Annotated in this window: 5 protein-coding genes; 1 reads left to right on the forward strand and 4 read right to left on the reverse strand. The window is 41.1% G+C overall.

What is annotated here, in order from left to right; genetic code table 11:
• Positions 1–231: 231 nt before the first annotated feature.
• Positions 232–687: a GNAT family N-acetyltransferase gene (locus ACQ76X_RS35695; protein ID WP_438498632.1), complete on the forward strand. Its 456-nt coding sequence runs from the start codon at positions 232–234 to the stop codon at positions 685–687.
• Positions 688–791: 104 nt separating this feature from the next.
• Here the strand turns inward: ACQ76X_RS35695 and ACQ76X_RS35700 are convergent, their stop codons facing one another.
• From ACQ76X_RS35700 to ACQ76X_RS35715, 4 genes are all read right to left on the reverse strand, one after another.
• Positions 792–977, reverse strand: coding sequence for a hypothetical protein (locus tag ACQ76X_RS35700; protein WP_438498633.1), 186 nt, complete (start codon positions 975–977; stop codon positions 792–794).
• 34 nt (positions 978–1,011) lie between these two features.
• Entirely contained in the window at positions 1,012–1,260 is a 249-nt protein-coding gene (locus ACQ76X_RS35705) for a DUF7678 domain-containing protein (RefSeq protein ID WP_438498634.1), read from the reverse strand.
• A 53-nt stretch (positions 1,261–1,313) separates the two neighbouring features.
• Positions 1,314–1,532: a hypothetical protein gene (locus ACQ76X_RS35710; RefSeq protein WP_438498635.1), complete on the reverse strand. Its 219-nt coding sequence runs from the start codon at positions 1,530–1,532 to the stop codon at positions 1,314–1,316.
• Between the two features lie 45 nt (positions 1,533–1,577).
• On the reverse strand, positions 1,578–2,187 hold a 610-nt coding region (locus ACQ76X_RS35715; protein WP_438498636.1), incomplete at its 5' end, for a hypothetical protein.

The following is a 2,187-nucleotide window of genomic DNA, read 5'->3' on the forward strand; positions in this document are numbered from 1 at the left end:
TAAACTCCGATACTAATTCATCATTCTCGCAGACTTTTGGTTCTCTACCTGGTCCCATCCATTAAACCTCCTTCGCTACATCTTCGTACTGCGCAACAATCATTATGACTCTCGATGAACGATGTTCATTAATCTAACGGACAGTATAGTTTTACTTAAAATAAACTTCCCCTTCCCCGCAGTTAACTTAAGGGTGTAATCTGAAAGCACTTTTTTGAAGGAGTGGACTTAATGCAAATTATTAAATCTTTAATAGAGTGTCCAGAGCGTCATAACGAGTTTGCTGAATATGTTAAAGAAAAATGGCCGAAGGTAATGAAGGTGGTACTCCCTAAAGTTCACGAAAGTTTATCGGCTGAAGCTGGTTTGCCATTTACATTCCTACTATTGAAAAAAGACAAAATAATAGGATTTTATCAATTGATTGAGCAGGAATATATAAGTCGAAAAGATTTATCACCATGGATTTCACCTTTGTTCATTGATGAGAATGAGAGAGGGCAAGGTTTAGGTTCAGTACTGTTGGAGCATGCCAGAAAATTGGTGGGGCAATTGGGATATGCGAAGGTTTATATAACAACCGACCATATTCTTTATTATGAGAAATATGGATTCAGAGAAATCGGTTTGGATAATTTCGAATGGGGACGACCCACCAAAATCTATGAGCACGACACTATAAAGTAATTTTATCGCAACATGGTTTGTTTGGGACTTAACTAACGGGAAACGTTAGTTAAGTCATGTCACTCCTGGTGCACTGTATGCGTCAACCATGCATAAAATCTGTCTTATCGAAACATCTGTCTATATTCTTTGGAATCGAATTTACCCGTTTCCCGATCAACGGCGACCAGACCGATATCCGTATGAAAAACATGGCATCTATCATTCGAATGTGCATAATGGACTTCTTTATAATCTGCTTCCGTTAATACACGACACAGAATCATTTGTTCAAACAGCCCCAGCTGCATAATTCACCTCCTAATCCGTTGGACTTTTCGCAATCTAGCGCAAAGCTTCAAACTGCCACTCCACCGCTCGATCATCAAATTGCCGAACTGCTGCTTCGATAACTGCACGAGTTGTGCTATCTTCCGGGGACTTACCATCCCAGCCTCGGTCATAGTTGGCCAGATGTTTGCTGAACTCTTTTTGCTGATTCGGATACACGGTCAACCGACTGATTCGACCTTCGGATATGCCATATGAGGATGGCTCAGAGAATACATATGCTTGTACATAGAGACCTTGCACCTCTCCTTCAAAGATGTCCCCTGCGTACAGGGGACGCTTGTATTCCAGTGGTATTAGTGTTTATCTCCCTTTTTGGCATATAACTCATACTCATCGGTCATTGCAGAATCTCCCAATACATTTCCGTTAAACAGGACTTCTAATGCTGTTTCAGAATCATGCCCTTTTTTCAAAAGATCGGCATACATCCATTTGAGATATGCATCCTCATGTACAAATCTGAGCATTTGCGCTGCATTGAATACGGGATAATCAGATTCCAAACGATTCATCCTTTCTGTCCTTTAGTTGAGATCTATTAGAGTCCTGAACGGTCTCTAGATAATCCGCAGGGACTGGGCTAGTAAAATAAGTGCGGTTTTCTTCACCTGATAATACTTCGCACGGTACCAGTTGAATTCGTTCATGAGGTACTCATCTAATGCTTCCTCTCGGCAGAAATATTTAGCCTCTATAAGCATGAGTTGATCAGGATCAAGGCAACGCATTGCTTTTTCCATAGGATACAATTGATCCTCCACTTCCCAAATTTCATCCTGGAGTCGTTCAGCTCTATCAAACATGCTAATGACTGCGTGCTCCGTGGAAGAGTGCGGAAGTCCTGATCGGCCACTGACACCAGTCAGCTCCAATCCAGCTGTAACTTTCGGCTCCTTTGGCTTAACTTTTTGAAGTTCTACACTTAACCAGTGTTTACGCTTATTTGCTTGGTAATATTGCTTTAAGCGGTACTCTACGATAGACACGTATTGCTGCCGAATGGCTACAGGTATATTCATTTCAATTTGTTCCACTTCTTCATCGCAACTACTGATTGATGATTTACCTGTTTTCTCCAAATGCTCCTTTATGATCATCAGTTCCTGTTGCACAGCATGTGAAGAAGTTGTCTTCACTGATTTTTTCAACTTTTGGTATCGGGCAAAT

The organism is Paenibacillus sp. IHBB 3054, from assembly GCF_051594305.1.
Classification (GTDB): Bacteria; Bacillota; Bacilli; order Paenibacillales; family Paenibacillaceae; genus Paenibacillus_AQ.